Below are 25571 nucleotides of genomic sequence, written 5' to 3'. Positions count from 1 at the left end.
TAAATACGTCCATCATCCCGAGCGGAGTCGAAGGGCGCACAGCCGTGGTGTCGTGCGCTTTCAGCCCTACTCCCGCACCAGCATCACGTTCATGTGCGCCGCCGCGACCGGTGCGCCGCGGTCGGTCTGCCACGCCTCCGCGCGGACGTTGGCGATGCGGCGGCCGAGGCGGGTGACGACGGCGCCCGCATAGGTCGTCTCGCAGGCGGCGGCGCGCAGGTAGTCGACGGTGACGTTGATGGGCTTCACGCCCGGCGCGGTCTCCTCGCGCCCGAGCACGTGGACGAGCTGCGCGATCGAGGCGATCTCCAGAAGGCCGGCGACGGTGCCGCCGTGGAGGCGCGAGGGCGCGCCGACGAGCTGCTTCGAGAACGGCATGACGATGACGATGCCCTCCGCCTCGCGGCGATAGCTGAGCCCGAGCGTGCGGGCGTAGGGCAGGGACGACAGCGGCCCCTCGTCGGCAGCGCCCAGAAGCTCGCGGACCAGCGTATCGAAATTCATGATTTCGCGCCCGCCGTGAACATGTAGCACGCCGTCATCAGCGCCACCGGATCGGCGGCGTCGCCGTCGTGCGCGATGCCTTTCACGAACGCCACGGCGCGGGTCAGCCTCGTCACCTCGGCGCGGCCGATCACGGTCTTGCCCGGTTCGGCCGGGCGCAGGTAGTCGATCCTGAGGTCGAGCGTCGCCTGCCGCACCATGCGCTTCGACTTCGCGATCACCGCCATGCCGCCCACCGAATCCATCAGCGAGAAGATCGCGCCCGACGCGATGATGCCCGGCGCGCCGTCGTCGCCCGGATAAGCGACGAGGTGCTCGGCATAGGGCAGCGTCAGTTCCGCCCAGTCGTCGCCGATGGCGCGGAAGCCGAGGCCGAGCGCCTTCACGTGCGGCACGAAACCGAGGAAGGCGTCGACGATGGGCTTCACGATCGGGTTCATGCGGCGATCCGCGCGGCGGTCTCGCGGATCAGCGCGATCATGTTGGGGATGCCCTGCGTGCGGTTCGACGACAGGTGCTTCGAAAGCTGGAACGGCGCGAGTTCGCCCGCGATGTCGAGGGCCAGAACCTCGTCCGCGGTGCGGTCCTGCACCAGCGTCAGGATCAGCGCGACGATGCCCTTGGTGATTGCGGCATTGCTGTCGGCAAGGAAATGCAGGCGGCCCTTCTCCGCCGCGGTCGGATAGACCCAGACGCTCGCCGAGCAGCCGCGGACCTTGGTGGCGTCGGTCTTCAGCGCGTCCGGCATCGGCTCCAGCGCCTTGCCGAGATCGATGAGCAGCCGGTAGCGCTCGTCGGGCTCGTCGAGGATCTCGAAATCGTCGCGGATGGTGTCGAAATCGGGCAGCGTCATCGCGGGCGAGACTTGGGCGAGCCGCGCCGCCGCGTCAAGCGGGACCGGCCGGTATCCCGCCGCCGTCAGTAGTCGACGCCGGCCGCGATCGCTTCCAGCTTGCGGACGCGCTCCTTGAGGTCGGCGACGTCGATGCGGCCGGAGACGGCCGGGTTCGCGGCCGCGCGGACGCTGCCGAGTTCGGCGCGCTTCAGTTCGAGCCAGCCCTTCCAGCACCACGCGGCGATGCCGGCGAGGAGGCCGAGCCCGAGGATGGCGCCGGCGGTGATGACGATGAGGCTTTCGAGTCCGGGCATGTCCGTCACTCCTTCACTACCGATCGCGCCCGAGCGCGTCGATTTCGTCGGCCAGACGCCGGCTCTTGTCGGTCGCCAGCCGTTCCAGCGTTGCGATGCGATCCTTGAGGTTGCCGATCTCGCCGCGCAGGCGCTCGTTCTCGGCCTCCGCGTCGGGACGCGTGCGGCCCTTCTGCTTCATGTACTGAAGCGCGATCTTGCCGAAGACCACGATGGCGACGATCAGGACTACCATTTCGAACGGATGCATCGCTTGTCCCTTTCCTCTGTCGTGCCGCGCCTCAGTTCTTCGGGCCGCGAAGCTGTTCGATCTCGTTTTCCAGCCGGAATGCGCCGTCGGTGACGATGCGCTCGATCGTGGCGAGACGGTCCTTGACGCTGCCGAGCTCGGCGCGGAGCTGGACGTTCTCGTTGGTGAGCAGCGTGATACGCTCCTGCGCCTCGGTCGAGACCTTCGGATGCACGGCCATGCCCCAGGCGTTCTCCAGCGGGTAGCCGTGCCTGATGCGCATCCACGTCGTGAACACCCACCCGGCGATGCCGAGCGCGCCGAGCGCGAGGCCGCCGCCGACGATCCAGGGGAGATAGGGGTAGATGAAGATGTCCATGCGTCTGTCCCTTTCGTCAGGCCCTCAGGGCCTCGATTTCGTCGGCGAGCCGCGCCGAGCGGTCGATCGCCAGTCTCTCCAGCGTGGCCAGCCGTTCGCGCACCTCCTCCATCTGGGTGATGAGCGCGGCGTTCTCGGCGGCGAGGCGGCGCGTCTCCAGCTCGCGTTCGAAGCTGAACACGGCCTCCGGTGCGGCATCCGCGGGCGTTTCGGCGTCCCGGCGGCTGCACATCTGGACGATCCACATCCCGGCCGCGCCGGCGAGGAGACCGATCAGAAATCCGACTTCGGCAGCCATGGTTTGCGTCCCCCTGTCTTCCGCCCGCGCTAGCGAAGGGTCTCGATCTCGTCGGAGAGCCGGCGCGACCTGTCCGTCGCGATGCGCTCCAGAACCGCGATGCGCTCTTCGAGCCGGGCGATCCGGCCCTTCATTTCCGCGTTCTCGTTCGCCAGCAGCTCGGTCTTGCGGCTCGGCGCGAGGCTGTCACCCGTTCCGTCGTCCTTGTGGCTCATGCCCCAGAACTCGTTCTCGATCGGGTATCCGTGGCGGGCCCGGATCCATGTGCTGACCAGCCAGCCGCCGGTGGTGATGGCGACGATGCCGAGCACGAAGAATGGCGAAGCGAATTCCATGACGGCCTCCCTGACGGCGAGCGGGTCTTACTTCAGACTGTCGATCTCGGCGGCGAGCCGCGTGTTCTGCGACGTGTAGTGCCTCTCGACATGCGCGAGGCGGCGGTCGATGTCGCGGAAGCTGGCGTGGACGTCGCGGATCGAGCGGCTCGGCGCGACCCGCACCTTCTGCCAGAACTTCTGGTCGACGACGCTTTCGCTGTAGAATTCCGAGGGTTTGTCCGACGCCATGAGGCCGATCACAAGATAGGCGACCGGCAGGATGCCCGCGCCGAGGATCGTGCCGACCACAGCGCCCACGCGCCACCAGAGCACGTCGATGCCGGTGAAGTCCGCAAGCCCGGCGCACACGCCCAGCCATTTCTTCTCGCGCTTGTTGAGGTAGAATTTGGTGCGGCTGGACATGGAATGCCTCCCGTGTTCGTGTCGTATCAGGCGTCGTGGGTGCGCGGCTGGGCGAGCCAGGCGACGAGCAGGTAGATGATCGGCAAGAGGCCGAAGCCGAGGACGGTGCCGACGACGGCGCCGAGCCGCCACCAGAGCGCATCCGTGTTCGTCATCCTCGCGAAGCCGGCGCAGACGCCGAGGAAGATGGCGTTTCTCTTGTCGAGGGCAAAGCTCATTTCAACCTCCTGATGTCTGCCGTGCGTGTGTCTTCAGGGCGCTCGCCGATCGGGCTGCCGGCGGCGATCTGGCGCCAGCCGGGATTGTCGACCGACATGATGCGCTCGATCGTCTGCAGCCGGTCCTCGAGCCTGAGCGCGGCCTGATGGAGTTCGTCGAGCATCCGCTCGTCCTCGATGGAGAGGCTGCGGTTCTGCTTGGATTTCATCCGGTAGTGCAGGAACAGCCACGGCATGCCGATGAAGATGGCAAGAACGGCGACAAGCGGAACGATGGCTTCGGCCATGGATCAACCCTCCTTCTGCTGGGCCATCTTGCTCTTGAGCGCGGCGAGCTCGGCCTCGACGGCGTCGTCGGTGCGGAGGTCGGCGATCTGCATCTCGAGGGTCCTCGTTTCACCGAGCGCGAGCGCGTCCACCTGGCCTTCGGCATAGTCGACGCGGCGTTCCAGCACCTCGAAGCGCGAGAAGGCCTCGTCCACCTTGGGGCCGCGCAGCAGGCTGCGCATACGAACCCGGTTGTTCGCCGTCTCGAGCCGCGACAGCAGCGCCGACTGGCGTGTGCGTGCCTCGCGAAGCTTGCTTTCCAGCTTCTGGATGTCGCCTTCGTAGTGCGCGAGCTGCTCGTCGAGGAGGTCGACCTCGGCCTGCAGCTGGGCGCCGCTGCCACTCATCTTCTGTTTTTCGAGCAGCGCGGCCTTGGCGAGATCCTCGCGGCCCTTGGATAGCGCCAGTTCGGCTTTCTCGGCCCACGTCGCCTGCGCCTGCTCCAGCTTCAGGATGGTGCGGCGCATCTCCTTCTGGTCGGCGATGGTGCGGGCGGCGGATGCGCGGACCTCCACGAGCGTCTCCTCCATCTCCATGATGATCATGCGGATCATCTTCGCCGGATCTTCGGCGCGGTCGAGAAGGTCGGTGACGTTTGCGGCGATGATGTCGCGCGTCCTCGAGAAAATGCCCATCTGGTCTGAACTCCTGAAGTTGAAGGGGGCGGCCGGAGCGGGAGGGGACTGGGGAGGGGGATCCGCTCCGGCCGCTGGACGCTGCGGGCCGATCAATAAACGATCGGGGCGCTCGTCGAAACCGGGATGATCTGGACCTGGGCGAACTTGACCGGGGCTTCGGCGCGGGCGGGACCCGCCGCGGCGAAGAGGAAGACCGAGCTGACCGCGATGGCGCCGACGGTGCAGAAGAGGGTCCGGAAGACGTTGCTGTTGGTCTGGGTGAGCATTGATGCCTCCTGTGTTTAACTGTTGCTTTCAAATCCGTTGCCCGATGTTCAGCAAAGGGCGTGCCAACTTTTCTGGCACAACATGAATTGTTGATTTTCAGTGGCTTGCATGAACCTCAGCCCAAAAGCGGCAAAAATCTCGTGCGCACATATTGCAAAATTTTAGGATTTTTCACTAAGTATTGGCAATGAAGGACTCGGCGACTCTCGTTGGCCAATCGACCGAACTGCTCGACGCGATCGAGCGGGCGAGCCTTGCCGCGGCGCTGAACCGGTCCGTGCTCGTCATCGGCGAGCGCGGCACCGGCAAGGAGATGGTCGCGGAGCGTCTGCACCGCCTCAGCCCGCGCTGGGACGAGGCGTTCATCGCGATGAACTGCGCGGCGATGCCCGAGAACCTGATCGACGCCGAACTGTTCGGCTACGAGTCAGGCGCGTTCACCGGCGCGACCTCGGCCCGGCGCGGACGGTTCGAGGAGGCGGACGGCGGCACGCTGTTCCTCGACGAGATCGGCACGCTGTCGGCGGCGGCGCAGGAGCGGCTGCTGCGCGTCGTCGAGTACGGCGAGCTGACGCGGCTCGGCGCGAACCGGCCGCTCACCGTCGACGTGCGCATCGTCGGGGCGACCAACGAGGACCTGCCCGCGCTGGTGGACGCGGGCCGCTTCCGCGCCGACCTGCTCGACCGGCTCTCCTTCGAGGTGATCACGCTGCCGCCGCTGCGCGCCCGCGCCGACGACATCATGGAACTGGCGAACCATTTCGCGCGCCGCATGTCGGTGGAGCTGGGCTGGCCGGACTTCCCGGGCTTCAGTCGCGAGGTGCGGCGGCAGCTGCGTGCCTACGACTGGCCGGGCAACGTCCGCGAGCTCAAGAATGTCGTGGAGCGGGCGCTTTATCGTTGGGGAGACCCGGCGACGCCGGTCGACGCGCTGCAGTTCGATCCCTTCGAGTCCCCCTGGCGTCCCCGGCGTTCGATGGTGGTGCCGGATGCGGAGCCGAAGGCCGCGCCCGCGGCGGCCGCGGTTTCGGCAGCCGAACAGCGCGCTGCGGTCAGCGACCTGCGTGCCGCCGTGGCGGAGTACGAGCGCGACATCCTCGTCCGCACGCTGGAAACCTGCCGCTACAACCAGCGCACGGCTGCGGAGGCGCTCTCCGTCACCTACGACCAGCTGCGCCATTGCCTGCGCCGCCACGGCCTGCTCAGGGGTGCGGCATCCTGACTCACCCGTTTGCGCGATGTTGACGCAACATCCGTCAGACCGCTGCGTTATCAGCCCATACCCGTCAGCCAGAACAAGAAGGAGCTATGCATGGCTATCGAACTTCCGCCGTTGCCGTTCGCGAAGGACGCGCTGGAGCCGCACATGTCGGCGCGCACGCTCGAGTTCCATCACGGCAAGCACCACAAGGCCTATGTGGACAAGGCGAACGCGGCGATTGCCGGAACGCCGCTCGAAGGCGCCTCGCTCGAAGAGATCGTGAAGACGGCGAAGAGCAAGGGCGACAAGGGCCTCTTCAACAATGCCGCGCAGGCGTGGAACCACACGTTCTTCTGGAATTCGCTGTCGCCCGAAAAAACCGGGCCGGAGGGCAGGCTCAAGGATCTCGTCGATTCCGCGTTCGGCGGCCTTGCGAAGTTCAGTGAGGCCTTCAAGGCGGAGGCGACCGTGCATTTCGGCAGCGGCTGGGCGTGGCTGTGCCAGGACGGCGACGGGCTCAGGATCATCTCGACCCACGACGCGGATTCGGCGCTCGTCCACGAAGGGCTGAATCCGCTGCTTACCCTCGATGTCTGGGAGCACGCCTATTATCTCGACTACCAGAACGCACGGCCGGATTTCGTAGACGTTTTCTTAACCAATACGATAAACTGGTCATTTGCTGCGACCAATCTTCGTTGACGAAATGTTGAGGCCAAAAGTAAATAAAGTGTTAACCAATATTTCGTCTCCGTAATTACAATCAGTTCGCCGATCTTAACCATCAAAGTGTCGCACGGCACTTGATGTATTAGGTATTTGTTTAGAGTTGAAACCCAAGAATTCCCTCAAATCCGCAATTTCGCGGTCACAACGAGGGGTCGTTGGGGTCAATGAACATTTTTTCTGCTGGGCGTTTGCGCGGCCGGGCTCGCCCTGTCGCCTTCATCACCGCATTCATTCTTCTGTCGGCCTGTGGAGGCGGTGGTGGATCGAGCGGAACGCAAACCGATGCCGGGGGCACCACGACGCCTCCGGCAACGGTGACGCCGCCGCCGTCGGACCCGTCTCCATCGGACCCGTCTCCGTCGGACCCGTCTCCGTCGGACCCGACGCCGACGCCGACACCCACGCCCGCACCGACGCCAACGCCGACACCCACTCCTACGCCTACGCCGACTCCCACACCGACGCCGACACCCACTCCTACACCCACGCCCACGCCCACGCCGACTCCTACGCCCCCCGCGGCTGATTCGAAGATGCCGTCGGGGCCGGTCACGGTTTCGATGGCGGGTACGCGGCTTGCGGCGACATCTCTCGGCAACATCACCACGCCGACGGGCACGTGGCCCGTCAGCGATCTGGGCCCCGTGAGCGGGGGGCACGCCTATCAGTTCGGATATTCGAGCCGTCCGACGTGGTGGAGCATCTGTGTGGTCCGCCATGCCGTGTCGGGCGACACCACCGTCGGCGAGCGCTTCTACACGCTGTCCGTGAACGGGGTGGAAGTGAAGTTGTCCGTCCTCAACGGTTCGATGAAGTGCGTCGACAACGGCGAGCCCGTCGCGCCGAGCATGGAGCGGCTGCGCGCGGCGGTGGCGGCGCGGCGTACGGTGCCCTACAGCGCAGCAGCCTTTGCGGGCTGGCCGAAGGGCGCGACCGTCAAGGATGCGCCCGAGCGTCTGCCCGGCGGCATCGCGCAGGACTACCGGCCCGACCGCATCTACGGCCAGTCGTCGTCGTGGAACAGCGTCGGCGTCGTCTCGGGGCAGGGCGGCGAATACGCCTCCTCGCGCGGCTTCCTCTCCGGCGACGACGCGCAGATGATCGCTGCGGCCGTCGACGGCAACGCCGCGATGTTCACGGCCTCGGCGGCGCGCAACCGCGCGCAGATGCTGTGGAGCCTCTCGCTGCCGAACCTCGCGCTCTGGTCCGAGAACCACGACATGCTGCGCGACCCGCAGTTCCCGCTCAGCGGCGACCTCGCCTATGTAGGCGCGGGCACCGCGAAGACCGAGAACTACAGCAACGAGGGCAGCTGGACCCCGCCGGCCGACTACCCGTATCTCTCCGAACTCGGCGCCAAGGCGGGCACGGCCTACCCGCACGGCCGCAATGCCGAGCACCTCCTCAACCACGGTTACGCGTACTGGCTGGCCACCGGCGACCCGCGTGCGGCGATCCTGCAACAGGCGACCGCCGCCTATGCGCTGGGCTCGATCTACAGGGGGCCGGTCGGCACCGGTTACAGGGCGCAGTTCAACTACCAGCGCTGGACGCTCAACCTGTTCTCGGCGGTGTGGAAGGCGCGGGACGTGGCGCAGAACGCTTCGGGCCCGCTGCTCTGGGAACCGGCGCGGGGCAAGAAGATGGCGGCGGACGTGATCGCCGACTGGAAGACGCTGATCGCCCAGCTCGACGGGACGGAGCCCGCGACGCGCATCGAGGTGACGAGCGTTTCCGCCGAGCGCCGCGCGATGATGAGCGCGTTCAAGGCCTACGATGCGACGGTCTCGTTCTCGGATTTCATGGCGCAGGGCTACGGTCCGGAGGTCGCCTACCTGTGGGCGTCGGCGGGCGAGCCCGCGCTGCTGCGGCGGCTGGCCGAGCATTTCGTGATCCGCGCGCGCGTCGGCGGCACGCGGGGCTTCGACGAGCCGGTGGAATCGACGCTGATCAGCATGAACGGCTCGGCGACGACGCTGGACGGCATCCTCGCGCAGTTCGCGGCGCGCACCGACCTGCCGGCTACGAACTTCAACGGCTCGGCGCCGCACACGATCCAGCGCGCGTACTGGCTGCTCCGCATGGCGAAGGATGCCGCGGCGCGCGGCTGGATGCCCGCCGTGCCCGGTGTCGACGAGGCCATCGCCAAGATGGATGCCGCGCGGGCCGCGACGACGGCGTGGAAATATCCGGACATTCTCGCGTGGAAACACGCCGGAGTGGCGTTCTAGAGCATCGTGCGGGAAAGTGGGCACCGGTTTTCCGCGAAGAACGGTGCGGCCAAGGGATAGAGCGGGCTGGGTGCTTCCGGAATCGCCCAGCCCGCTCTAGGGTCCGGATGGGCTTCGTGCCGGCTGCATCGGGTGCTGTTGCGCGGCAAGCCCGCCCAAGCGGGGAACCGATGCGGTCGGCTTGTTCTCCCGGAGGGAATGTGTCACTCGATCCAGATGCTACGCTCCAGGAGTCTGCTGCTTTCGGCCATATTTGCCGCCGCGCTCTTCCCGTCTTCCGCTGAAGCGCAAGGAGCGATCGCCATTGACGGCAAAGCGGCGGCCCCCAAGCCGCTGGGCACGATCAGAACACCGACAGGCGAATGGCCGGTTGCCCGCCTCGATGGCGTCGGCAGGGACAGGGCGTACCTGTTCCGCTACGCTGCGAAGCCGGAGTGGGGTAGCATCTGCATCACGCGCGCGCCGGACGGCGGCGGCATGATCGACGAGCGTGCTTATGCGGTCGCCTCGCCGTGGTATACGGGCACGATCCGCGTCCTTCCAGGTTCGATGAAGTGCGCCGACAACGGCGAGCCTGTTGCGCCAAGCATGGAGCGGCTGCGGCAGGCGGTGGCGGACAAGCGCGTGCTGCCCTACAGCGCGGCGGCGTTCTCGGGCTGGCCCAAGACGCCGTCGAGCACGCCCCGGCGCCTGCCGGGCGGCATCGCGCAGGATTACAAGCCCGACCGCATCTACGGCCGCTCGTCGTCGTGGAACAGCATCGGTGTCGTCTCGGGGCAGGGCGGCGAATATTCGTCCTCGCGCGGCTTCCTCTCCGGCGACGATGCGCAGATGATCGCCGCGGCCGTCGACGGCGACAGCGCGATGTTCACGGCCTCGGCGGTGCGCAACCGCGCGCAGATGCTGTGGAGCCTCTCGTTGCCGAACCTCGCGATCTGGTCCGCGAACCACGATACGCTGCGCGACCCGCAGCTCCCGCTCAGCGGTGATCTCAAGTACGTCAACGAGGGCATCGCGAAGACGGAAAACTACAAGAACGAAGGCAAGTGGACTGCGCCGGCCGACTACCCGTATCTCGCCGAACTCGCCGCCAAGGCGGGCACGACCTACCCGCACGGCCGCGACGAGGCGCACCTCATCAACCATGGTTACGCGTACTGGCTGGCGACAGGCGACCCGCGTGCGGCGATCCTGCAACAGGCGACCGCCGCCTATGCGCTGGCCGCGCCCTATCGCGGCCCGGTCGGCGGCAATTACCGCGCGCAGTTCAACTACCAGCGCATGACGCTCAACCTCTTCTCGGCGGTGTGGAAGGCGCGGGACGTGGCGCAGAACGCTTCGGGCCCGCTGCTCTGGGAACCGGCGCGGGGCAAGAAGATGGCGGCGGACGTGATCGCCGACTGGAAGACGCTGATCGCCCAGCTCGACGGGACGGAGCCCGCGACGCGCATCGAGGTGACGAGCGTTTCCGCCGAGCGCCGCGCGATGATGAGCGCGTTCAAGGCCTACGATGCGACGGTCTCGTTCTCGGATTTCATGGCGCAGGGCTACGGTCCGGAGGTCGCCTACCTGTGGGCGTCGGCGGGCGAGCCCGCGCTGCTGCGGCGGCTGGCCGAGCATTTCGTGATCCGCGCGCGCGTCGGCGGCACGCGGGGCTTCGACGAGCCGGTGGAATCGACGCTGATCAGCATGAACGGCTCGGCGACGACGCTGGACGGCATCCTCGCGCAGTTCGCGGCGCGCACCGACCTGCCGGCTACGAACTTCAACGGCTCGGCGCCGCACACGATCCAGCGCGCGTACTGGCTGCTCCGCATGGCGAAGGATGCCGCGGCGCGCGGCTGGATGTCCGCCGTGCCCGGCGTCGATGAGGCCATCGCGAAGATCGAGGCCGCGCGCGCGGCGACGACGGCGTGGAAATACCCGGACATTCTCGCGTGGAAACACGCGGGCGTGAATTTCGATGTCGCTGCTGTCCGGCCGCGGCGTCCGCGCTGAGGAAACGCTGCAAGACGGTTCGTACTCAGCTCAGTCCGTGTTCCCGTCCTTGCCGTGCTTCATCAGGATCGGCGCCTGCGACGCGGCGAAGATCATCGAGATGACGAGGACGCCCCACACCTTGAAGGCGACCCATTGGTCGAAGGTGAGGTAGGCGCGCAGGCCCTCGTTCAGGATCGCCATGGCGAGGAAGAAGACCGCCCAGTTGCGCGTCAGCTTCTTCCAGCCGTGGTCGTCCATTGCCGGAAAGCCGCTTTCCATGACGAGCTTGAGGAGGGGCCGGCCGGTGACGAGCCCGAAGAACAGGATCGCGGCGAACATCGCGTAGATGATCGTCGTCTTGATCTGGAAGAAGCTTTCGTCGCGCAGGTAGATCGTCATGCCGCCGAAGATCGCGACGATGATGCCGGTGAACCACTGCATCGGTCCGACGCGGCCGGTCTTCACCTTCGAGACGATCATGGCGATGGCGGTGGCGATCATGAACGCCGCCGTTGCCCACACCGCCTGATTGACGTCGTCGCCGGGGGCGAGGCTGTTCACCGCGAAGAAGACGAGCAGCGGCCCGAAATCGAGCGCGACCCTGAGCGATGAACCCTTCTCGTCAGCCATTGCCGTCCTTCCCCTGATCGAGCCCCGCGAGCGCCCGCGCGAAGGCGCGCGGATCGAACGGGCGGAGGTCGTCGATCCGCTCTCCTACGCCGATCGCGTGAACAGGGAGTTTCGCCCGGTCCGCCGCCGCGACGAGCACGCCGCCGCGCGCGGTACCGTCCAGCTTCGTCATCACGAGCCCGGTGACGCCCGCGACCTCCCGGAACACGTCGATCTGCGAGAGCGCATTCTGGCCCGTGGTAGCGTCGAGCACGAGCACGACGTCGTGCGGCGCGGACTCCATCTGGCGCTTCAGCACGCGCTTGATCTTTGCAAGCTCGTCCATCAGCCCCGCCTTGTTCTGAAGGCGGCCGGCGGTGTCGATGATGAGCACGTCCGCGCCCGCCGCGCGCGCCTTGGTCAGCGCCTCGAACGACAGTGCGGCGGCATCGCCGCCCACCGTGCCGGAGACGACGGGGATGTTGAGCCGCCCGCCCCAGATCGAAAGCTGCTCGATGGCGGCGGCGCGGAACGTGTCGCCTGCCGCCAGCATCACCGAATAGTCCTGCTCCTGGAACAAATGCGCGAGCTTGGCGATGGTCGTGGTCTTGCCGGAGCCGTTGACGCCGACGACGAGGATCACGTGCGGGCGCGGGAAAGCCGTCACCTCGATGGGCTGCGCGACCTTCGCCAGCACGGCCTCCACCTCGGCGGCGACGACCGTCTTCACCTCGTCGTCCGACACCTGCCGGTCGAACTTGTCGGCGGCGAGCTTCGCGGTGATGCGCGCGGCGGTGGCGGGGCCGAGGTCGGAGGCGATCAGCGCCTCCTCGATCTCCTCCAGCATCGCGTCGTCGAGCGGACGCTTCGAGACGAGCCCCGAGAGATTCTCGCCGAGCTTGCCGGACGTGCGCTGAAGCCCGGCGCGGAGCCGCGCGAGCCAGCCTTTCGGTTCTGCCTGATCTTCGCTCACGCGGGCGTCGCTAGCAGCCTCGACGCCTCCGCGCCAGTCACGCGTGCGCGCACGATGCTGCCCGGTAGCGCGGGCCGATCGAGCGCGGCGGGCGTGAAATCGGCGGCGTGGCCAGTGCGCCCGTCCTTTTCGACGAGCACGTCGATGCTGCGGCCCTGCTGCGCGGCGAGATGCGCGGCGAGCCTCTGCGCCGCGGCCTCGCGCAGCCGTGCGGCGCGTGCCTTGCGGATCGGCACGGGGAGTTGCGGCATCCGTGCGGCGGGCGTGCCGGTGCGCGCCGAATACGGAAAGATGTGGCCGAAGACGATGTCGCAGTCGTCGATGAGGCTGAGCGAGTTCTCGAACATGTCGTCCGTCTCGGTGGGAAAACCGGCGATGATATCGGCGCCGATGGCGATCTCCGGGCGCTTCGCCTTCACGGTCTCCACGAAGCGCACGGCGTCGGCGCGCGTGTGGCGGCGCTTCATGCGCTTCAGGATCATGTCGTCGCCCGATTGCAGCGACAGGTGCAGGTGCGGCATCACGCGCGGCTCGCCGGTGATCGCCTCGACGAGCGCGGGATCGGCCTCGATCGAATCAATGGACGAGAGGCGCAGGCGGCTGAGCGCGGGCACATGGCGCAAGATACGCTGTACGAGGCTGCCGAGCGTCGGGCTGCCCGGCAGGTCGGGGCCGTAGGAGGTGAGATCGACGCCGGTCAGCACGACCTCCTGCACGCCGCCATCCACGAGCCGCCGGATGCGGTCGACGACGAGGCCCGCCGGAACACTCCGCGAATTGCCGCGGGCGTAGGGGATGATGCAGAAGGTGCAGCGGTGGTCGCAGCCGTTCTGCACTTCCACGAAGGCGCGCGTGTTGGCGGAAAAGCCGTCTAGCAAGTGCGGGGCCGTCTCGCGCACCGCCATGATGTCGCCCACGCGCACGCGCTCGCCGCCCAGCAGCGCGGCGGCGTCCAGCTTCTCGGCATTGCCGACGACGCGGGAGACTTCGGGCATCGCGGCAAAGCCCGCCGCTTCCACCTGCGCGGCGCAGCCCGTGACGATGACGCGCGCGTCGGGGCGCTCGCGCTTCAGACGGCGGATCGTCTGCCGCGCCTGCCGCACCGCCTCGCCGGTGACGGCGCAGCTGTTGACGACGATGGTGTCGGCGTCTCCGGCGGCGGCAAGGTGCTGCCGGATGATCTCGCCTTCGTAGATGTTCAGCCTGCAACCGAGGTTGATGACCTGCGCCTCGCTCAAGCGTAGGCCCCGAGGTCGATCTCGCCGGTGAAGGCGGTGGTCGCGGGGCCGGTCATGATGATGTGGTTGTCGTCCCGCCATACGATGGAAAGATCGCCGCCGGGCAGCGTCACCGTCACCTCACGGCCCACGAGACCCCGGCGCATTGCTGCGACGGCGGTGGCGCAGGCGCCGGTGCCGCAGGCGCGGGTCAGCCCGGCGCCGCGCTCCCAGACGCGCAGGCGGATGTGGGCGCGCGAGACGATGCTAGCGGCGTTCACATTGACGCGCGCGGGGAACAGCGGGTCGTGCTCGATGAGCGGCCCGAGGCGCTCCAGTTCGATCGCGTCCGTATCCGGCACGAAGAACACGACGTGCGGATTGCCGACATTCACTGCCACCGGGTTTTCAAGGACTTCCCAGCCGACCGGCATGTGCAGCGTGTCCATCGCGTAGGCGAGCGGGATCTCGTCCCAGCCGAAGCGCGGCGCGCCCATGTCGATGCTGGCGCCGTCCGCCGTCGCCGTGCCTTCGATGCGGCCGCCTGCCGTGTCGATGACGGCGTTCGCGCCGATCACCTGCGCGACGCAGCGCGAGGCGTTGCCGCACGCCTCCACCTCGCCGCCGTCGGCGTTCCAGATGCGCATGTATGCGTCGGCGTGGTCCGCGGCCTCGATGACGATGAGCTGGTCGCAGCCGATGCCCGTGTGGCGGTCGGCGATGGCGCGCACCTGCGCTGCCGTTAGCGACAGTGGATCGCGGCGCGCGTCGAACACGACGAAGTCGTTGCCGAGGCCGTGCATCTTGAGAAACGGGCGGGTCATCGCCCGCGCATGTAGGGATTCGCGCTTCCCGAGTCCATGCGCGGTCCTTCGCATTGCCTGCACGGCAGCGTTCGAAGTAGAAGGGGGCCAATGACAGGCCGCGTTTTTTTCCTGCTTTCGTTCGCGCTGCTGGCGGCCTGCAAGGCGCCGCCCGCGCCGCCGGAGCCTCCGGGGGAGGACAGTTTCCCGTCCGTCGAGCGGCCGGTCGCGGAGATCGTCAGCGCCCAGTTCTCCGACGAGGAGAGCCGCGAGCGGGCGGGCGAGGCGCGCCGCGTGATGGACCTGATGGGCATCGCGCCCGGCTCGGTCGTCGCCGATATCGGCGCTGGGCGAGGCTACTACACGGTGAACCTCTCGCGCCGGGTGGGCGATGCGGGCCGCGTCTATGCCGAGGATATTTTCGAGAACACCGTGAACGACCTGCGCGGCCGCGTGCACGCCGAGGGGTTCAGCAATGTCTCGGTGGTGCTCGGCACGCCGGGCGATCCCAAGCTGCCGCCCGCCAGCCTCGACCGCGCGCTCCTCGTGCACATGTACCACGAGATCGAGAACCCCTACGAGCTGCTCTGGAACCTGCGCACCAGCCTGAAGCCGGGGGCGCTCGTCGGCATCGTCGATGCCGACCGGCCGACGCGGAGTCACGGGACGCCGCCGTGGCTGCTCGACTGCGAGGTGACGACGATCGGCTTCGAGCGGCAGGCGCTGCACGAGCTGGACGGCAAGTCGTATCTCGCGATCTACGCGGCGACGAAGCCCCGGCCGCGCCCGATCGACATCCAGCCGTGCCGGTCGGCGCCGTAGACGCCCGCAGGCGTCCACGGCGCCTCTGACAGGTTAGAAGTGGAACACGACCGCCGCGGTCGGACGGATGCTCTGGAACACGTCGAACGTGTCGACGGCGAGGCGCAGGCGCACGCCGCTTTCGCCGGTCACGCCGCCGAGGCCGATGTCCTTCGGTCCGACCTCGACGCCGAAGCCGTAGAGCTCGTTGCGGTCATCGCCGATGTCGGTGTTGACCCACTGGTAGCCGGCGCGGCCGAAGACCATGCCGCTCTCGCCGACGCGGATGCCGACATGGCCGGTGACGCCGTATTCCCAGTCGATGTCGCCGAAGCCCTTGGCGACGTTGCCCTCGGCGCCCACGACGAACATGCCGAGCGGCACGTTGACGCCGGCAAAGCCGGTCACGAGCCCGCCCTTGGCGCTGCCCTGCGTTTGCAGCAGGCCCTTGTTGCCGGTGTCGAAATCGTGCCAGCCGCCGCCGATGCCCACATAGGGCTCGATGCCGAAGGCGCGGCTGCCGTCCGGCGATTCGGCCCCCTGTGCCTGCGCGGCGGCGAACGGAAGGGTGGCGGCGCAAAGCGCCGCGATCAGGGTGAGTTTCATGGAAATACCTCTTACGCTTGGGACGTGCAGTGGGGCCGCACGCCGGGCTTGAACACACGCCGCCGGACCTAAGTGCCCCTAAGCCTGTCCGGCGACGGTGGCATCAACCTGCGGGCACCCGTTCGGGTTGCATGTGCGCTGCCGATTGCCGCAACAGGTGTTGCGCTGTGGCAACATCCGCCGCCTGCGCATTGACATCATCGTTCCTCGCGCCTACGAGGCCGGTGCTTTTTCTTTGAAAGCGCGAGTACGAGACGCGTCCACGGATGCACGCCGGTCAGCGAAGGTTCGCCCGCCGGCGCGCTTTGCGTTGGGGCGTTTCGCATAAGGGATCGTGATGTTCGAAAGTCTTTCAGAGCGTCTTGGCGGCGTCTTCGAGCGTCTGCGCGGCCGCGGCGCGCTGACCGAAGCGGACGTGCGCGCGGCGATGCGCGAGGTGCGCGTCGCGCTTCTGGAAGCCGATGTCGCGCTCCCTGTCGCCAAGAGCTTCATCGACAAGGTGACGGAGCGCGCGGTCGGCGCCGAGGTGATCCGTTCGGTCACGCCCGGCCAGCAGGTCGTGAAGATCGTCCACGACGAGCTTGCGACCATGCTCGGCGGCGACGCCGAGGGGCTCGAACTCGGCGTTACGCCGCCCGCCGTCGTCATGATGGTCGGCCTCCAGGGCTCGGGCAAGACGACGACGACCGCGAAGATCGCGAAGCGCCTGAAGGAGAAGGACCGCAAGAAGGTCCTGATGGCCTCGCTCGACGTCAACCGCCCGGCCGCGCAGGAACAGCTTCGCGTGCTCGGCGAGCAGACCGAGGTGACGACGCTTCCGGTCATCGCCGGGCAGCAGCCGGTCGACATCGCCCGCCGCGCCATGCAGGCCGCGAAGCTGCAGGGCTTCGACGTGCTGATGCTCGATACGGCGGGCCGCCTCCACGTCGATGCCGCGCTGATGGCGGAGATGCAGAGCGTCGCTGCCGTGGCGGTGCCGCAGGAAATCCTGCTCGTCGTCGATGCGCTGACGGGTCAGGACGCGGTGAACGTCGCCGAGAGCTTCTCGAAACAGGTCGACCTCACCGGCGTCGTGCTCACCCGCATGGACGGCGACGCGCGTGGCGGTGCGGCGCTTTCGATGCGGCACGTCACGGGGAGACCGATCAAGTTCGTCGGCGTCGGCGAAAAGCTCGATGCGCTCGATGCGTTCGATCCGCAGCGCGTCGCGGGCCGCATCCTCGGCATGGGCGACGTCGTCAGCCTCGTCGAGAAGGCGGCGGCGACGATCGAGCAGGAAGACGCCGAGCGCATGGCGGCGAAGCTCGCCAAGGGTCAGTTCGACATGAACGACCTGCGCTCGCAGCTTCAGCAGATGAAGAAGATGGGCGGCATGGCGGGGCTGATCTCCATGCTGCCCGGCATGGGCAAGCTCGCCGCGCAGGCCGAGAAGGCGGGCGCCGACGACAGGCTGCTCGGCCGCATGGAGGCGGTGATCCTCTCCATGACGCCGAAGGAGCGCGTGAAGCCCGAGATTTTGAACGCGAAGCGCAAGATCCGCATCGCGAACGGCGCGGGGACGACGGTGCAGGAGGTGAACAAGCTCCTGAAGATGCACCAGGAAATGTCCACGGCCATGAAGAAGATCCGGAAGATGGGCGGCATGAAGGGGCTCGCCGGTCTCATGGGGAAAATGGGCGGGGGTCTCCCCGGCCTTGGTGGTCTCGGAGGACTGGGGGGAGGCGGCGTCCCGCAGCTTCCGCCCGGCTTCGACAGGTTCAACAAACGCTAGCGTTCAGTTCAAGCAAGGAAACGAAGAAAATGGCTATTTCCATCCGTCTCGCCCGCGGCGGCGCCAAGAAGCGCCCCGTCTACCGCATCGTCGTCGCCGACTCGCGCAATCCGCGCGACGGCAAGTATCTGGAGCGCCTCGGCACCTACAATCCGCTGCTGCCGAAGGAGTCGGGCGAGCGCGTGAAGCTCGACACCGAGCGTGCTGCGCACTGGCTGAAGGTCGGCGCGCAGCCGTCCGACCGCGTCGCCCGCTTCCTCGATGCCGCCGGCCTCATGAAGCGCACGCCGAAGAACAACCCGAAGAAGGCCGAGCCGGGCGAGAAGGCCAAGGAGCGCGCCGAGGAGCGTGCCGCGAAGCTCGCCGAGGCGGAAGCCGCCGCGAACGCGCCCGCCGAGGAAGAAGCGCCCGCCGAGGATGTGGTTGCCGAGGAAGTGCCGGCCGAGGCCGCCGCCGAGGAAGCCGCTGTCGAGGCCGCCGCTCCGGAAGCTCCGGCGGAAGCCGCCGCCGAAGCCGCGCCTGCGGCCGACGAAGCCGAAAAGGCCGAGTAAAGCATGTCCACCCGCCGGGTCACGCTTGCCGTCGTCATCGGCGCGCACGGCGTGACCGGCGAGGTGCGGCTGAAGCTGTTCACCGACAGCTTCGACAGCTTCCGCGCCTTCAAGATCTTCGAAGCAAGCGGCCGCACGCTGACGCTGAAGGCCGCGAAGGATACGCCGAAAGGCGTCATCGCCCGCTTCGCCGAGGTGCCCGACCGCAACGCCGCGGAGGCGCTGCGCGGCAGCGAACTCACCGTGGACCGGGACGCGCTGCCGCCGCCGGGCGAGGGCGAGGTCTACATCGCCGACCTGATCGGGCTTGCCGTCGTCACCACGGACGGCGCGGCCGTGGGCACGGTCTTCGCCGTGGAAAACTACGGCGCCGGCGACATCCTCGAAATCGAACAGCCGGACGGCAAACGCTTCATGGTGCCGTTCAACGCCGATGCCGTGCCCGAGGCGAGCGCCCGCATCGTCCTTGATCCGGCCTTCCTTCCATAGTATATACAGGGCGTATATACGGAGCGGCGTGATGGGCAAGGAATACAGGGCCAAGGTCTTCAAGTCGGGCAACTCGGTGGCGCTGCGCCTGCCGAAGGAACTCGGCCTCAAGGACGGCGACGTGATGGTGCTGCGCGAAGAGCAGGGCCATTTCGCGTTCGAGCCCGCCCCGGCGAAGCCGGCGAGGATCGACGTCAGCGGCTTCTGGGGCAAGGCGCCATGGCTGAAACCGTTGCGCCCGGAGGATCGGGAGTTCGAGGAACGCGAGCTGGATTGGGACGGCAAGCTTCTGAAGCGCGATGACTGACGGCTTCCTGCTCGACAGCAACATCTGCATCTACATGTTGAAGGGGGAGTCGTCATGGCTGCGCCAGCGTGTTGTCGCACAGCCGGAAGGCTCGCTGTTCATCTCCTCGGTCAGCCTTGCGGAGCTGTCGGTCGGATATGGAGGGCGGATTCTTGAGGCGCCCGGCATTGTCGCGATGCTCGAGGCGATAACGGTGCTTCCGTTCGATACGCATGCAGCCGCTGTTTATGGCGCCCTTCCGTTCAAGCGAGCACGGTTCGATCGGCTGATTGCGGCTCATGCGCTTGCGCTTGGTCTGACGCTTGTCACCAATAATGGCGCCGACTTCGCCGATATCCCCGGCCTTCGGGTCGAGAACTGGACGCTGCCGCTGTGACCTTCGCCGCCGCCGTCCTCACGCTCTACCCGGAGATGTTCCCGGGTCCGCTCGGCCACAGTCTTGCCGGGCGTGCGCTCGCCGAGGGGCTGTGGTCGCTGGAAACCGTGCAGATCCGCGATTTCGCCGCGGACCGTCATCGTTCCGTCGATGATACGCCCGCGGGCGGCGGCGCGGGCATGGTGATGCGGGCGGACGTGTTGTCGCGCGCCGTAGACGACGTTCTGGCGCGCCGCCCGGACGTGCCGCTCCTCGCCATGACGCCGCGCGGCGCGCCGCTTACACAGGCGCGGGTGCGGGCGCTGGCGGCGGGGCCGGGCGTCTCGATCCTCTGCGGCCGGTTCGAGGGCATCGACGAGCGGCTGTTCGAGGCGCGGCCCATCGAACAGGTGTCGATCGGCGACTATGTGCTTTCGGGCGGGGAAATGGCGGCGCTGACGCTGCTTGACGCTTGCATTCGGCTCGTTCCCGGCGTAATGGGCGCCGCTTCGAGCGGAACCGAGGAAAGCTTCGAAAGCGGCCTCCTCGAATATCCGCAGTATACCCGGCCCAATGAATGGGAAGGGCGCACGATCCCCGAAGTGCTGCGATCGGGGGATCATGCGCGGATCGGGGCCTGGCGCCAGCGTCAGGCGGAGACCGATACACGGCTAAGGCGGCCGGACCTGTGGGAGCGCCGTGGTGGCGCTCGGGTCGGCGAGCCCTCTGGCGCGCGGCGTGAGAACAAGGACGAATGAGATGAACCTCATCCAGCAGCTCGAAGCCGAGCAGATCGAGAAGCTTGCCGCGGGCAAGACCATTCCGGAATTCCGCCCGGGCGACACGCTCCGCGTCGGCGTGCGCGTCGTCGAGGGCGAGCGCACCCGCGTCCAGAACTTCGAGGGCGTCTGCATCGCCCGCTCGAACAAGGGCGTCAGCTCCAACTTCACCGTTCGCAAGGTGAGCTTCGGCGAGGGCGTCGAGCGCGTCTTCCCGCTCTATTCGCCGAACGTCGATTCGATCGAGGTCGTGCGCCGCGGCGCCGTCCGCCGCGCCAAGCTCTATTACCTGCGCGGCCGCAGCGGCAAGTCGGCCCGCATCGCCGAGCGCCGCGACACGCGCGAAACCGCGTAAGCGCCGCCAGATTCATGGACGGCCGCGCCGGGAGACCGGGGCGGCCGTTCGCGTTTCGATGCCGTTGCGCTTTGTGCGATCATCGCCTACTTCCGCGCGCATGACACAGACCCCGCGCACGCTCTACGAGAAGATCTGGGACGCCCACGTCGTCGCCGAACGGCCGGACGGCACCTCGCTCATCTTCATCGACCGGCACCTCATCCATGAAGTGACGACGCCGCAGGCGTTCGAGGGGCTTCGCAGCGCGGGCCGCCGGCTTCGCCGCCCGGACCTGACGCTCGCCGTGCCGGACCACAACGTGCCGACGAACCATCGCTTCGAGCCGATCGCCGATCCCGAGAGCGCCGCGCAGCTCGATGCGCTGATCCGCAACACGGCGGACTTCGGCGTCGAGCTCATCGAGATGAACGACGCGCGGCAGGGCATCGTGCACGTGATCGGGCCGGAGCAGGGCTTCACGCTGCCCGGCACCACGGTCGTCTGCGGCGACAGCCACACGGCGACGCACGGCGCGTTCGGGGCGCTCGCCTTCGGCATCGGCACGTCCGAGATCGAGCACGTGTTCGCGACGCAGACGCTGCTGCTGCGCCGCGCGAAGACGATGGAGGTCCGCGTCGAGGGCAGCCTCGGCCACGGCGTGACGCCGAAGGACGTGACGCTGGCGGTGATCGGCGAGACGGGCACGGGCGGCGGCACCGGCCATGTCATCGAGTATCGCGGGCCCGTAATCGAGGCGATGTCGGTCGAAGGCCGCATGACCGTGTGCAACATGGCGATTGAGGGCGGCGCACGTGCGGGACTCATCGCGCCCGACGAGAAGACCTTCGCCTACTTCAAGGATCGCCCGCGAAGCCCGAAGGGCGCGGACTGGGAAAGGGCGGTCGCCTACTGGCGCACGCTCGTCACCGATCCCGGCGCGCGCTTCGATAGGAGCGTCGTCATCGACGGCACGAAGATCGCCCCGCTCGTCACGTGGGGCACGAGCCCGGAGGACGTGGTGCCGATCACCGGCATCGTGCCCGAGCCTGCGAGCTTCGCCGATCCCACCAAGCAGGCCGCCGCGCAGAAGAGCCTCGACTACATGGGGCTCGAGCCGGGCACGCGCCTCGAGGACGTCGAGGTGCAGAACATCTTCATCGGAAGCTGCACGAACAGCCGCATCGAAGACCTGCGCGCCGCCGCCGCCGTGGCGAAGGGCCGTCATGTCGCCGCCCATGTGAAGCAGGCGCTCGTGGTGCCGGGCTCCGGCCTCGTCAAGCGGCAGGCCGAGGCCGAGGGGCTCGACCGCATCTTCATCGAGGCGGGCTTCGACTGGCGCGAGCCGGGCTGCTCGATGTGCCTCGGCATGAACCCGGACAAGGTGCCTGCGGGAGAGCGCTGCGCCTCCACCTCCAACCGCAACTTCGTCGGACGGCAGGGGCCGGGAGCGCGCACGCACCTGATGTCGCCCGCGATGGCCGCCGCCGCCGCCGTCACCGGCCGCCTCACCGACGTGCGCCAGCTGATGGGAGCCGCCTGATGGACGCCTTCAAGACCCTCACCGGCATCGCCGTGCCGTTCGGCGCGAAGAACGTCGACACCGACGTCATCATTCCGGCGCGCTTCCTGAAGACCATCCAGCGCGCGGGTCTCGGCAAGGGCGCCTTCGCGGTGATCCGCGAGAACCCGGACAACATCTTCGACCAGCCGCGCCACAAGGGCGCGCCGGTGCTCATCGCGGGCGACAATTTCGGCTGCGGCTCCAGCCGCGAACATGCGCCGTGGGCGCTCACCGACATGGGCTTCCGCGTCGTGATCGCGCCCTCGTTCGCGGACATCTTTTCGGGCAACGCCTTCAAGAACGGCATGTTGCTGGTGGCCTTGCCGCAGGCGCAGATCGACCGGCTGATGGAGGTCGCGGAAACCGACGAGATCACCGTCGACCTCGAGAACCAGGTGGTGACGACGCCGTATCAGGACCGCTTCACCTTCGAGATCGACCCGTTCCGCAAGCACTGCCTGATGAACGGCCTCGACGAGATCGGTCTCACGCAGGCGATGGACAAGGACATCGCCGCGTTCGAGGCGAAGCTTGTCGCCGAGCAGCCGTGGATCGCAGGCGCCGCGAAGGCCGCTTGAACGCGCACATCACAAGAAGGACTGGAAACCATGACGAAATCCCTGCTGCTGCTTCCGGGTGACGGTATCGGTCCGGAAGTGATCGGGGAGGTTCGCCGGCTTCTGGATACGCTGGCGCTCGACATCGCGGTCGAGGAGGCGCTGTTCGGCGGTGCGGCCATCGACGCCACGGGCCTTCCGATCACCGACGAGACGGTGGCGCGGGCGCTTGCTTCCGATGCTGCGCTGATGGGCGCGGTCGGCGGACCGAAGTGGGCCGGACAGGCCTATGACAAGCGCCCCGAAGCGGGGCTGCTGCGCCTGCGTTCCGAAATGGGCGTCTATGCGAACCTGCGCCCGGCGCGCTGCTTCGCGGCGCTTGCCGATGCCTCCAGCCTCAAGCGCGAGTATGTCGAGGGTCTCGACATCCTGTTCGTGCGCGAACTCGTCGGCGGCGTCTATTTCGGCACGCCGCGCGGCATCGAGGACCTCGGCGGCGGCGAGCGGCGCGGCGTCAACACGCAGGTCTATACCTCGTCCGAAATCCGCCGCGTCGCGCGCACGGCGTTCGAGCTGGCGCGGAAGCGCTCGAACCGCGTCTGCTCGGCGGAAAAGTCGAACGTGATGGAGGCGGGCCTGCTCTGGAAGGAGGAGGTGACGGCGCTGCACAAGGCCGAATATGCCGACGTGGAGCTTTCGCACATGCTCGCCGACAACATGGCGATGCAGCTCGTGAAGAACCCGAAGCAGTTCGACGTGATCGTCACCGACAACCTGTTCGGCGACATCCTCTCGGACGAGGCGGCGATGCTCACCGGCTCGCTCGGGATGCTGCCCTCCGCCGCGATCGGCGAGGCGGGAAAGCCCGGTCTCTACGAACCGATCCACGGCTCGGCGCCCGACATCGCCGGGCAGGGCCTCGCGAACCCGTGCGCGGCGATCCTCAGCTTCGCGATGGCGCTGCGCTTCAGCCTCGGCGCCGCCGCCGCCGCCGACCGTGTCGAAGCGGCCGTGGACAAGGCGCTGACCGGCGGCGCGCGCACCCGCGACCTCGGCGGGACGCTCTCGACGCACGAAATGGGCGCGGCGATCATCGCGGCGCTCTAGGAGTACGCGGCGCGCGGCGATGGTGCGAGCGTTGGCCTTTCGAAACCTTCCCGCTATCGTGACCATATGACAACCGACCCGCCTCCCGAACCGCTCCGTCCGCCGTGGCGCGTCGCGTTCGACAGGATCGTCGCGCAGTTCCTCACCGGTCTCCTGTTCCTGCTGCCGTTCATCCTGACGCTGATGATCCTCGACTGGCTGGTGCGGCAGGTCGCGGGGCTGTTCGGTGCCGACACGCTGCTCGGCTCGGCGCTGACGAGCGGCGGCGCCTTCATCTTCGGGGACGGCACGGTCGGTTTCTGGCTGCTGCTGATCTTCGTCGTCATCGGCATCTGGGCGATCGGTTTCGCCTTTCAGGAACGTGCGCGGCGCAGCGTCGAGCGGCGGCTGGATGCGGTCATCGGGCGCATCCCCGTGCTGCGCGACGTCTACCGCCCGATCTCCAAGCTGATCCGCATGATCGGTACGAAGAACGAGAGCGACCTTGCCGCGATGCGCGTCGTCGCCTGCCGCTTCGGCGAGGGGGGAACGGACGTGCTGGCGCTGCTCGCCTCGCCCGAGCCGCTGATGGTGGGCGGCGAGCCGCGCATGATGATCTACATCCCCACCGCGCCGCTGCCGATGACGGGCGGCCTCATCCTCGTGCCGCCCGCGTCGGTGATCGAGGTGTCGGGCGTCAGCGTCGACGAGCTGTTCAAATATTACATCTCGCTCGGCATGTTGCCGCCCGACGGGCTGCGCGCGAAGCCGGCTGCGCCGCAGAACTGACTTGCAAGCGCGGTCGCCGCGGCGCAGAACGCCGCGCGTCGGATTTCAGGCAGGATACGCATGATGGGGTACAGGGTTGCCGTTGTGGGCGCGACCGGGAATGTCGGCCGCGAGATGCTGAACATCCTCGCCGAGCGCGAATTCCCGCTCGACGAGATCGCGGCGGTGGCGAGCCCGCGCTCCACGGGCGACATGATCCCCTTCGGAGAGACGGACCGGGAGCTCAAGGTCCGCAACCTCGAGCATTTCGACTTCACGGGCTGGGACATCGCGCTCTTCGCCGCCGGTTCCGGCCCCACGAAGATCTACGCGCCGAAGGCTGCGGCGGCAGGCTGCGTCGTCATCGACAACAGCTCGCTCTACCGCATGGAGCCGGACGTACCGCTGATCGTGCCCGAAGTGAATCCGGACGCGATCGACGGCTACGCGAAGCGCAATATCATCGCGAACCCGAACTGCTCGACCGCGCAGATGGTGGTGGCGCTGAAGCCGTTGCACGACGCGGCGACGATCAGGCGCGTCGTCGTCTCGACCTACCAGTCCGTGTCGGGCGCGGGCAAGGAAGGCATGGACGAGCTGTTCGAGCAGACCCGCGCGATCTTCGTGGGCGATCCCAAGGAAACCCGCAAGTTCACCAAGCAGATCGCCTTCAACGTCATCCCGCACATCGACGTCTTCATGGAAGACGGCTCCACCAAGGAAGAGTGGAAGATGGTTGCCGAGACGCACAAGATTCTCGATCCCGCCATCGGCGTGACCGCGACCTGCGTGCGCGTGCCGGTGTTCGTCGGCCACTCGGAGGCGATCACCATCGAGTTCGAGAACCCGATCTCGGTCGCGAAAGCGCACGAGGTGCTGCGCGCCGCCCCGGGCATCATGCTCGTCGACAAGCGCGAGGACGGCGGCTACGTCACGCCCATCGAGTGCGTCGGCGAGTACGCGACCTACGTGAGCCGCGTCCGCAAGGACCCGACCGTCGCGCACGGCCTCAGTCTCTGGTGCGTCAGCGACAACCTCCGCAAGGGCGCGGCGCTCAACGCCGTGCAGATCGCCGAGCTGCTCGGCCGGCGGCACCTCAGGAAGGCGTGAG

General features: G+C 67.7%; 35 protein-coding genes. 17 read left to right on the top strand and 18 right to left on the bottom strand.

Translation table 11 applies throughout. The features are described 5' to 3' along the window. Window positions 1-66 precede the first annotated feature (66 nt). The 13 genes from PE061_RS03850 to PE061_RS03790 form a co-directional block, all read right to left on the bottom strand. Window positions 67-504: a PaaI family thioesterase gene (locus tag PE061_RS03850; protein ID WP_271257848.1), complete on the bottom strand. Its 438-nt coding sequence runs from the start codon at window positions 502-504 to the stop codon at window positions 67-69. Next, window positions 501-944 (bottom strand): PaaI family thioesterase, encoded by a 444-nt coding sequence (locus PE061_RS03845; RefSeq protein WP_271257847.1) that lies wholly within the window; start codon window positions 942-944, stop codon window positions 501-503. Before PE061_RS03845 ends, PE061_RS03850 begins: the two co-directional genes overlap by 4 nt. After that, window positions 941-1357 carry a SufE family protein gene (locus PE061_RS03840; protein WP_271257846.1) on the bottom strand — a complete coding sequence of 139 codons (417 nt, stop codon included), beginning with the start codon at window positions 1355-1357 and terminating at the stop codon, window positions 941-943. The genes PE061_RS03845 and PE061_RS03840 overlap by 4 nt, the downstream gene beginning before the upstream one ends. A 65-nt stretch (window positions 1358-1422) precedes the next feature. Next, window positions 1423-1653, bottom strand: coding sequence for a hypothetical protein (locus PE061_RS03835; RefSeq protein WP_271257845.1), 231 nt, complete (start codon window positions 1651-1653; stop codon window positions 1423-1425). 16 nt (window positions 1654-1669) lie between these two features. Continuing rightward, entirely contained in the window at window positions 1670-1903 is a 234-nt protein-coding gene (locus PE061_RS03830) for a hypothetical protein (RefSeq protein WP_271257844.1), read from the bottom strand. A gap of 31 nt (window positions 1904-1934) precedes the next feature. Further along, complete coding sequence (locus PE061_RS03825; RefSeq protein WP_271257843.1) at window positions 1935-2261, bottom strand: hypothetical protein; 327 nt, start codon at window positions 2259-2261, stop codon at window positions 1935-1937. Window positions 2262-2277: 16 nt separating this feature from the next. Then, a complete protein-coding gene (locus tag PE061_RS03820) occupies window positions 2278-2559 on the bottom strand; it encodes a hypothetical protein (RefSeq protein WP_271257842.1) in 282 nt (93 codons plus the stop codon). Between the two features lie 29 nt (window positions 2560-2588). Continuing rightward, window positions 2589-2894 (bottom strand): hypothetical protein, encoded by a 306-nt coding sequence (locus PE061_RS03815; protein WP_271257841.1) that lies wholly within the window; start codon window positions 2892-2894, stop codon window positions 2589-2591. Between the two features lie 27 nt (window positions 2895-2921). Continuing rightward, complete coding sequence (gene pspC / locus PE061_RS03810) at window positions 2922-3299, bottom strand: envelope stress response membrane protein PspC (protein ID WP_271257840.1); 378 nt, start codon at window positions 3297-3299, stop codon at window positions 2922-2924. 26 nt (window positions 3300-3325) lie between these two features. Further along, window positions 3326-3517, bottom strand: coding sequence for a PspC domain-containing protein (locus PE061_RS03805; RefSeq protein WP_271257839.1), 192 nt, complete (start codon window positions 3515-3517; stop codon window positions 3326-3328). Further along, the gene (gene pspB / locus PE061_RS03800; RefSeq protein ID WP_271257838.1) at window positions 3514-3804 is read right to left on the bottom strand and encodes an envelope stress response membrane protein PspB; all 291 of its coding nucleotides are present in this window, start codon (window positions 3802-3804) and stop codon (window positions 3514-3516) included. The genes PE061_RS03805 and pspB overlap by 4 nt, the downstream gene beginning before the upstream one ends. Window positions 3805-3807: 3 nt before the next feature. Then, entirely contained in the window at window positions 3808-4479 is a 672-nt protein-coding gene (gene pspA / locus PE061_RS03795) for a phage shock protein PspA (protein ID WP_271257837.1), read from the bottom strand. Window positions 4480-4571: 92 nt separating this feature from the next. Next, a complete protein-coding gene (locus PE061_RS03790) occupies window positions 4572-4748 on the bottom strand; it encodes a hypothetical protein (protein ID WP_271257836.1) in 177 nt (58 codons plus the stop codon). A gap of 188 nt (window positions 4749-4936) precedes the next feature. Between PE061_RS03790 and pspF the strand changes: the two genes are divergently transcribed. From pspF to PE061_RS03770, 4 genes are all read left to right on the top strand, one after another. After that, on the top strand, window positions 4937-5971 hold the full coding sequence (gene pspF / locus PE061_RS03785) for a phage shock protein operon transcriptional activator (protein ID WP_271257835.1): 1035 nt from the start codon (window positions 4937-4939) through the stop codon (window positions 5969-5971). 90 nt (window positions 5972-6061) lie between these two features. Beyond that, window positions 6062-6652, top strand: coding sequence for a superoxide dismutase (locus PE061_RS03780; RefSeq protein WP_271257834.1), 591 nt, complete (start codon window positions 6062-6064; stop codon window positions 6650-6652). 560 nt (window positions 6653-7212) lie between these two features. Further along, complete coding sequence (locus tag PE061_RS03775; RefSeq protein WP_271257833.1) at window positions 7213-8910, top strand: hypothetical protein; 1698 nt, start codon at window positions 7213-7215, stop codon at window positions 8908-8910. 216 nt (window positions 8911-9126) lie between these two features. After that, a complete protein-coding gene (locus PE061_RS03770; protein WP_271257832.1) occupies window positions 9127-10908 on the top strand; it encodes a hypothetical protein in 1782 nt (593 codons plus the stop codon). A 30-nt stretch (window positions 10909-10938) separates the two neighbouring features. Here PE061_RS03770 and ispZ read toward each other — a convergent pair whose 3' ends face one another. Genes ispZ through dapF form a run of 4 tightly spaced genes read right to left on the bottom strand, consistent with a single transcriptional unit; the run spans window position 10939 to window position 14513 of the window. Beyond that, window positions 10939-11520, bottom strand: coding sequence for a septation protein IspZ (ispZ, locus tag PE061_RS03765; RefSeq protein WP_271257831.1), 582 nt, complete (start codon window positions 11518-11520; stop codon window positions 10939-10941). Next, the gene (gene ftsY, locus PE061_RS03760; protein ID WP_271257830.1) at window positions 11513-12472 is read right to left on the bottom strand and encodes a signal recognition particle-docking protein FtsY; all 960 of its coding nucleotides are present in this window, start codon (window positions 12470-12472) and stop codon (window positions 11513-11515) included. Before ftsY ends, ispZ begins: the two co-directional genes overlap by 8 nt. Next, window positions 12469-13710: a tRNA (N(6)-L-threonylcarbamoyladenosine(37)-C(2))-methylthiotransferase MtaB gene (gene mtaB, locus PE061_RS03755; protein ID WP_271257829.1), complete on the bottom strand. Its 1242-nt coding sequence runs from the start codon at window positions 13708-13710 to the stop codon at window positions 12469-12471. Before mtaB ends, ftsY begins: the two co-directional genes overlap by 4 nt. Continuing rightward, the gene (gene dapF, locus PE061_RS03750; protein WP_271257828.1) at window positions 13707-14513 is read right to left on the bottom strand and encodes a diaminopimelate epimerase; all 807 of its coding nucleotides are present in this window, start codon (window positions 14511-14513) and stop codon (window positions 13707-13709) included. The genes mtaB and dapF overlap by 4 nt, the downstream gene beginning before the upstream one ends. Before the next feature lie 90 nt (window positions 14514-14603). Between dapF and PE061_RS03745 the strand changes: the two genes are divergently transcribed. Further along, window positions 14604-15314: a class I SAM-dependent methyltransferase gene (locus tag PE061_RS03745; protein WP_271257827.1), complete on the top strand. Its 711-nt coding sequence runs from the start codon at window positions 14604-14606 to the stop codon at window positions 15312-15314. Between the two features lie 33 nt (window positions 15315-15347). On the opposite strand, the gene PE061_RS03740 is transcribed toward PE061_RS03745, so the two are convergent. Further along, the gene (locus PE061_RS03740; protein ID WP_271257826.1) at window positions 15348-15899 is read right to left on the bottom strand and encodes an opacity protein; all 552 of its coding nucleotides are present in this window, start codon (window positions 15897-15899) and stop codon (window positions 15348-15350) included. 337 nt (window positions 15900-16236) lie between these two features. Here PE061_RS03740 and ffh point away from each other — a divergent pair, with 337 nt between their 5' ends. The 12 genes from ffh (at window position 16237) to PE061_RS03680 (ending at window position 25570) form a co-directional block, all read left to right on the top strand. Continuing rightward, the gene (gene ffh, locus PE061_RS03735) at window positions 16237-17670 is read left to right on the top strand and encodes a signal recognition particle protein (protein ID WP_271257825.1); all 1434 of its coding nucleotides are present in this window, start codon (window positions 16237-16239) and stop codon (window positions 17668-17670) included. A 29-nt stretch (window positions 17671-17699) separates the two neighbouring features. Continuing rightward, entirely contained in the window at window positions 17700-18221 is a 522-nt protein-coding gene (gene rpsP, locus PE061_RS03730) for a 30S ribosomal protein S16 (protein ID WP_271257824.1), read from the top strand. A 3-nt stretch (window positions 18222-18224) separates the two neighbouring features. Next, complete coding sequence (rimM, locus tag PE061_RS03725; RefSeq protein ID WP_271257823.1) at window positions 18225-18710, top strand: ribosome maturation factor RimM; 486 nt, start codon at window positions 18225-18227, stop codon at window positions 18708-18710. 31 nt (window positions 18711-18741) lie between these two features. Beyond that, window positions 18742-19017, top strand: coding sequence for an AbrB/MazE/SpoVT family DNA-binding domain-containing protein (locus tag PE061_RS03720; protein ID WP_271257822.1), 276 nt, complete (start codon window positions 18742-18744; stop codon window positions 19015-19017). Then, the gene (locus PE061_RS03715; RefSeq protein ID WP_271257821.1) at window positions 19010-19393 is read left to right on the top strand and encodes a type II toxin-antitoxin system VapC family toxin; all 384 of its coding nucleotides are present in this window, start codon (window positions 19010-19012) and stop codon (window positions 19391-19393) included. The genes PE061_RS03720 and PE061_RS03715 overlap by 8 nt, the downstream gene beginning before the upstream one ends. Next, on the top strand, window positions 19390-20130 hold the full coding sequence (gene trmD / locus PE061_RS03710; protein WP_271257820.1) for a tRNA (guanosine(37)-N1)-methyltransferase TrmD: 741 nt from the start codon (window positions 19390-19392) through the stop codon (window positions 20128-20130). The genes PE061_RS03715 and trmD overlap by 4 nt, the downstream gene beginning before the upstream one ends. A 1-nt stretch (window position 20131) precedes the next feature. After that, window positions 20132-20506 (top strand): 50S ribosomal protein L19, encoded by a 375-nt coding sequence (rplS, locus tag PE061_RS03705; protein ID WP_271257819.1) that lies wholly within the window; start codon window positions 20132-20134, stop codon window positions 20504-20506. Window positions 20507-20606: 100 nt separating this feature from the next. Then, window positions 20607-22028: a 3-isopropylmalate dehydratase large subunit gene (gene leuC / locus PE061_RS03700; RefSeq protein WP_271257818.1), complete on the top strand. Its 1422-nt coding sequence runs from the start codon at window positions 20607-20609 to the stop codon at window positions 22026-22028. Beyond that, window positions 22028-22627: a 3-isopropylmalate dehydratase small subunit gene (gene leuD, locus PE061_RS03695; RefSeq protein ID WP_271257817.1), complete on the top strand. Its 600-nt coding sequence runs from the start codon at window positions 22028-22030 to the stop codon at window positions 22625-22627. The genes leuC and leuD overlap by 1 nt, the downstream gene beginning before the upstream one ends. Before the next feature lie 30 nt (window positions 22628-22657). Then, window positions 22658-23713 (top strand): 3-isopropylmalate dehydrogenase, encoded by a 1056-nt coding sequence (gene leuB / locus PE061_RS03690; RefSeq protein WP_271257816.1) that lies wholly within the window; start codon window positions 22658-22660, stop codon window positions 23711-23713. Window positions 23714-23779: 66 nt separating this feature from the next. Next, window positions 23780-24481 carry a DUF502 domain-containing protein gene (locus PE061_RS03685; protein WP_271257815.1) on the top strand — a complete coding sequence of 234 codons (702 nt, stop codon included), beginning with the start codon at window positions 23780-23782 and terminating at the stop codon, window positions 24479-24481. 63 nt (window positions 24482-24544) lie between these two features. Then, a complete protein-coding gene (locus tag PE061_RS03680; RefSeq protein WP_271257814.1) occupies window positions 24545-25570 on the top strand; it encodes an aspartate-semialdehyde dehydrogenase in 1026 nt (341 codons plus the stop codon). The last annotated feature ends 1 nt before the right edge of the window (window position 25571 follow it).

Source organism: Sphingosinicella microcystinivorans, from assembly GCF_027941835.1.
In the GTDB taxonomy this organism is placed as follows: domain Bacteria; phylum Pseudomonadota; class Alphaproteobacteria; order Sphingomonadales; family Sphingomonadaceae; genus Sphingosinicella.
Note: the sequence above shows the minus strand (reverse complement) of the source record. Positions and strands in the feature narration are given on the sequence as shown.

What these genes read in the sequence shown, in the direction of transcription:
- PE061_RS03840 (WP_271257846.1), bottom strand. Translation starts at nt 1,357, where the DNA reads ATGACGCTGCCCGATTTCGACACCATCCGCGACGATTTCGAGATCCTC.
- PE061_RS03720 (WP_271257822.1), top strand. Translation starts at nt 18,742, where the DNA reads ATGGGCAAGGAATACAGGGCCAAGGTCTTCAAGTCGGGCAACTCGGTG.
- PE061_RS03790 (WP_271257836.1), bottom strand. Translation starts at nt 4,748, where the DNA reads ATGCTCACCCAGACCAACAGCAACGTCTTCCGGACCCTCTTCTGCACC.
- dapF (WP_271257828.1), bottom strand. Translation starts at nt 14,513, where the DNA reads ATGACCCGCCCGTTTCTCAAGATGCACGGCCTCGGCAACGACTTCGTC.
- PE061_RS03740 (WP_271257826.1), bottom strand. Translation starts at nt 15,899, where the DNA reads ATGAAACTCACCCTGATCGCGGCGCTTTGCGCCGCCACCCTTCCGTTC.
- pspA (WP_271257837.1), bottom strand. Translation starts at nt 4,479, where the DNA reads ATGGGCATTTTCTCGAGGACGCGCGACATCATCGCCGCAAACGTCACC.
- PE061_RS03715 (WP_271257821.1), top strand. Translation starts at nt 19,010, where the DNA reads ATGACTGACGGCTTCCTGCTCGACAGCAACATCTGCATCTACATGTTG.
- leuC (WP_271257818.1), top strand. Translation starts at nt 20,607, where the DNA reads ATGACACAGACCCCGCGCACGCTCTACGAGAAGATCTGGGACGCCCAC.
- pspF (WP_271257835.1), top strand. Translation starts at nt 4,937, where the DNA reads ATGAAGGACTCGGCGACTCTCGTTGGCCAATCGACCGAACTGCTCGAC.
- pspC (WP_271257840.1), bottom strand. Translation starts at nt 3,299, where the DNA reads ATGTCCAGCCGCACCAAATTCTACCTCAACAAGCGCGAGAAGAAATGG.
- PE061_RS03815 (WP_271257841.1), bottom strand. Translation starts at nt 2,894, where the DNA reads ATGGAATTCGCTTCGCCATTCTTCGTGCTCGGCATCGTCGCCATCACC.
- rpsP (WP_271257824.1), top strand. Translation starts at nt 17,700, where the DNA reads ATGGCTATTTCCATCCGTCTCGCCCGCGGCGGCGCCAAGAAGCGCCCC.
- PE061_RS03835 (WP_271257845.1), bottom strand. Translation starts at nt 1,653, where the DNA reads ATGCCCGGACTCGAAAGCCTCATCGTCATCACCGCCGGCGCCATCCTC.
- leuD (WP_271257817.1), top strand. Translation starts at nt 22,028, where the DNA reads ATGGACGCCTTCAAGACCCTCACCGGCATCGCCGTGCCGTTCGGCGCG.
- PE061_RS03825 (WP_271257843.1), bottom strand. Translation starts at nt 2,261, where the DNA reads ATGGACATCTTCATCTACCCCTATCTCCCCTGGATCGTCGGCGGCGGC.
- PE061_RS03850 (WP_271257848.1), bottom strand. Translation starts at nt 504, where the DNA reads ATGAATTTCGATACGCTGGTCCGCGAGCTTCTGGGCGCTGCCGACGAG.
- ispZ (WP_271257831.1), bottom strand. Translation starts at nt 11,520, where the DNA reads ATGGCTGACGAGAAGGGTTCATCGCTCAGGGTCGCGCTCGATTTCGGG.
- PE061_RS03780 (WP_271257834.1), top strand. Translation starts at nt 6,062, where the DNA reads ATGGCTATCGAACTTCCGCCGTTGCCGTTCGCGAAGGACGCGCTGGAG.
- PE061_RS03805 (WP_271257839.1), bottom strand. Translation starts at nt 3,517, where the DNA reads ATGAGCTTTGCCCTCGACAAGAGAAACGCCATCTTCCTCGGCGTCTGC.
- PE061_RS03775 (WP_271257833.1), top strand. Translation starts at nt 7,213, where the DNA reads ATGCCGTCGGGGCCGGTCACGGTTTCGATGGCGGGTACGCGGCTTGCG.
- PE061_RS03845 (WP_271257847.1), bottom strand. Translation starts at nt 944, where the DNA reads ATGAACCCGATCGTGAAGCCCATCGTCGACGCCTTCCTCGGTTTCGTG.
- rplS (WP_271257819.1), top strand. Translation starts at nt 20,132, where the DNA reads ATGAACCTCATCCAGCAGCTCGAAGCCGAGCAGATCGAGAAGCTTGCC.
- PE061_RS03830 (WP_271257844.1), bottom strand. Translation starts at nt 1,903, where the DNA reads ATGCATCCGTTCGAAATGGTAGTCCTGATCGTCGCCATCGTGGTCTTC.
- leuB (WP_271257816.1), top strand. Translation starts at nt 22,658, where the DNA reads ATGACGAAATCCCTGCTGCTGCTTCCGGGTGACGGTATCGGTCCGGAA.
- PE061_RS03685 (WP_271257815.1), top strand. Translation starts at nt 23,780, where the DNA reads ATGACAACCGACCCGCCTCCCGAACCGCTCCGTCCGCCGTGGCGCGTC.
- rimM (WP_271257823.1), top strand. Translation starts at nt 18,225, where the DNA reads ATGTCCACCCGCCGGGTCACGCTTGCCGTCGTCATCGGCGCGCACGGC.
- PE061_RS03820 (WP_271257842.1), bottom strand. Translation starts at nt 2,559, where the DNA reads ATGGCTGCCGAAGTCGGATTTCTGATCGGTCTCCTCGCCGGCGCGGCC.
- PE061_RS03680 (WP_271257814.1), top strand. Translation starts at nt 24,545, where the DNA reads ATGGGGTACAGGGTTGCCGTTGTGGGCGCGACCGGGAATGTCGGCCGC.
- PE061_RS03745 (WP_271257827.1), top strand. Translation starts at nt 14,604, where the DNA reads ATGACAGGCCGCGTTTTTTTCCTGCTTTCGTTCGCGCTGCTGGCGGCC.
- pspB (WP_271257838.1), bottom strand. Translation starts at nt 3,804, where the DNA reads ATGGCCGAAGCCATCGTTCCGCTTGTCGCCGTTCTTGCCATCTTCATC.
- PE061_RS03770 (WP_271257832.1), top strand. Translation starts at nt 9,127, where the DNA reads ATGCTACGCTCCAGGAGTCTGCTGCTTTCGGCCATATTTGCCGCCGCG.
- ffh (WP_271257825.1), top strand. Translation starts at nt 16,237, where the DNA reads ATGTTCGAAAGTCTTTCAGAGCGTCTTGGCGGCGTCTTCGAGCGTCTG.